This window comes from Pseudomonas sp. KCJK8993, from assembly GCF_046230915.1.
Lineage (GTDB): Bacteria > Pseudomonadota > Gammaproteobacteria > Pseudomonadales > Pseudomonadaceae > Aquipseudomonas > Aquipseudomonas piscis.
This window is the reverse complement of the sequence record NZ_JBJJLO010000228.1, coordinates 1-2543: the sequence shown is the minus strand read 5'-3', so window position 1 is coordinate 2543 and position 2543 is coordinate 1. Positions and strand designations below refer to the sequence as shown.

The following is a 2543-nucleotide window of genomic DNA, read 5'->3' as shown; positions in this document are numbered from 1 at the left end:
GGATCGAGCGGCCAGCCTGAGACACAGACCGCCCTTCGCGCGGGGGGGGCGCGGTTGAGAGAAAGACCCGGCCCGCGCGCGCGACCCCCCCCGGTCCGCCACGCCTCCCCCCCCCCCCCCCCCGGGAATGCTCGGGTTCTGCTGGCGCCCGCCACTCTGGCGTCGGCATCCGCGGCCAGGCGATGCGGCCCCGCCGGTGAAGCGCTTTTGCCGGGGCAAAAGAAAACCGGCGCTCGCTCGCCGGTCCGGTACCAAGCCAGGGCAGCCAGGGCAGCAGCCGCTCGCTGCCCTGGCCCTGCGCATCAATGCGGCGCGTTCAGGGTCAGGCGCATCTGGCGGTTCACATCCTTGTACAGCAGGTAGCGGAAGCGACCCGGGCCGCCGGAGTAGCAGGCTTGCGGGCAGAACGCACGCAACCACATGAAGTCACCGGCCTCGACCTCGACCCAATCCTGGTTCAGGCGATACACCGCCTTGCCTTCCAGCACATAGAGACCGTGTTCCATGACATGGGTCTCGGCGAACGGAATCACGCCGCCCGGCTCGAAGTTGACGATATTGACGTGCATGTCATGGCGCATGTCGCTGATGTCGACGAAGCGGGTGGTGCTCCAGCGACCTTCGGTGTCGGGCATCACCCGAGGCTCGATGTCTTGCTCGTTGGTGACGAAAGCCTCCGGGTACGGCACGCCATCGACCTTCTGGTAATGCTTGCGAATCCAATGGAAGCGCGCTTCGGTGCCGCTGGTGTTGCGCAGCTTCCAGTCGGCGGCCGGCGGAATGAAGGCATAGCCTCCTGGCGTGAGCACATGTTGCTGGCCTTGCAGGGTCAGGTTCACCTCACCCTCGACGACGAACAGCACCGCCTCGGCGTTGGGGTCCTGCTCGGGCTTGTCGCTGCCACCATTGGGGCCGACTTCGACGATGTACTGGGAGAAGGTTTCAGCGAAACCCGACAGCGGGCGGGCGATGACCCACATGCGCATGTTGTCCCAATGGGGCAAGTGGCTGGTGACGATATCGCGCATCACGCCCTTGGGGATCACCGCGTAGGCTTCGGTGAACATCGCACGGTCGGTGAGCAGCTCGGTCTGGGCCGGGTGCCCGCCATGCGGCGCGTAGTAACTGGACTTGGACATGGAGACTCTCCTCATTGTTGTTTTGCTGCCCCGCCCGTCACGGCAGGCAGGGTGAACAAAGCCTGGGCCCGGTACGCCAACGGCGTGGCGTGGGCCGCCATGGGCACCACGATATCCAGCCGCCTCTTCATGCACAAATTAAATACCGAAATAGGTGACATTCATTTATCGAATACCCAACAAGCTCATCCGCGCGTGTCCTGGGCCAGCACCCGGGACAGCACCCGCGCCAGCTCCCTGACCATGGGATCGGCCGCCGGGCGGTGCAGCAATGCCACCTCGAACACATCCACCGCCGGCAGTCCGCTGGCCTTGGCCAGCACCTGGTGCTCCGCCGTCACCGCCCGCAGCGGCAGCAGGCCGATGCCCATGCCATCGGCGATGGCCGATTGCAGGCCACTGAGGCTGGAGCTGGTGAAACTGATATGCCAGCGCCGGCCGATGCCTTCCAGGGCGCTGATCATTTCATCGCGGTACACCCCCCTGGGCGGGAAAGTCACGATGGGCAACGGGTCCAGGTCGATGCAGGGGTTCCTGGCGCTGTCCACCCAACGGGTCTTTTCCGGCCAGCAGGCTTGTGCCTCGCGGCTGTTCTGGCGTTGCTTGAGCAGCACCAGGTCGAGTTCGCCACGGTCGTAACTGGCGCTCAAGTCACGGCTCATGCCGCTGGTGACCTCCAGCTTGACCTGCGGATAGCGTCGGTTGAAGGCCGCCAGCTGTTCGGTGGTACGACCGGTGGCGAAGTCATCCGGCACGCCGATGCGCACCGCCAGCGCCACCGTGGCCCCGGACAGCGCCTCGAGCATTTCGTCGTTCAGCGCCAGCAGGCGCCGGGCATAACCCAGCAACGTCTCGCCGGCATCGGTGGGCAGCACGTCGCGGTTGCCGCGCTCGAGCAAGCGATGCCCGGCCATCTCTTCCAGGCGGCGGATCTTCTGGCTGACGGTGGACTGGGTGGAGTGCAGGCGCGTGGCCGCGGTGGTGAAGCTACCGCAATCGGCCACCGTGACGATGGCTCGCAGCAGGTCGAGGTCGAACAGGCGGCTAGTGGATTTCTCGATGTCGCTCATGTTGATATCTGTTTTCTGAATGCGTTGCGCCTTTCTACCGGGCCGGCCTCGGGGAAACAATGCCCCGCACCCCACGGGCGACGCCTTGCGCACCGGGCCCGGAGCGCTGTCGACGGCGGTGGTTCGTACATCGCCCTGCCCCTCCCGGCCTATCGCGGCACTCACCCTTGTTTCTGTTCTTCGCCCCACCCCGGCGGCCCGTGCACCCCCGGCCTCTCGATTTTTTGGGCACAACACGCCCGCGCCTCAAGTCGCGGCTGCGGCGGGCGAGGGAAAAAAAACAGGGCGGTTGGCGCGCTACGCCGGACCGGGGAGGGCGGGAGACGCGTCACCA

The 2543-nt window shown here is 66.0% G+C and carries 2 protein-coding genes; both read right to left on the bottom strand.

The genetic code is table 11. The annotated features are described in order from the left end of the window. Window positions 1-302: 302 nt before the first annotated feature. Window positions 303-1139 (bottom strand): bifunctional allantoicase/(S)-ureidoglycine aminohydrolase, encoded by an 837-nt coding sequence (locus ACK6AU_RS31790; protein ID WP_409303718.1) that lies wholly within the window; start codon window positions 1137-1139, stop codon window positions 303-305. A gap of 185 nt (window positions 1140-1324) precedes the next feature. After that, window positions 1325-2209 (bottom strand): LysR family transcriptional regulator, encoded by an 885-nt coding sequence (locus tag ACK6AU_RS31785; protein ID WP_409303716.1) that lies wholly within the window; start codon window positions 2207-2209, stop codon window positions 1325-1327. Between the last annotated feature and the right edge of the window lie 334 nt (window positions 2210-2543).